At 34.6% G+C, this 228-nt stretch carries 1 protein-coding gene; it reads right to left on the reverse strand.

Going from position 1 to position 228, the window contains the following annotated elements; all coding sequences use genetic code 11:
* Positions 1-228, reverse strand: a 228-nt coding sequence (locus E4T71_RS09640) for a transposase family protein (RefSeq protein ID WP_135039040.1), incomplete at both ends; no start/stop codon positions are given.

Consider the following 228-nt stretch of genomic DNA (forward strand, 5'->3'; position numbering starts at 1 on the left):
GGGACGTTGAATTTTCACTTCTGATGCATCAACTATGATAGTATCGGTATCCTTTACTTTTCCTTTTTCAATAGTGAAACCACTTTGAACTAAGACTTCTTCAACCCAATGACTACGATGAATAAGGTTGCTTTCATGTACACCAAAATCAGCTGCAATTTGTTCATAAGTACGATATTCACGTAGGTATTGAAGAGTAGCTATTAGGATATCTTCTAAACTCATTTT

Origin of the sequence: Streptococcus sp. WM07, assembly GCF_004570525.1 — a bacterium.
Taxonomy (GTDB): domain Bacteria; phylum Bacillota; class Bacilli; order Lactobacillales; family Streptococcaceae; genus Streptococcus.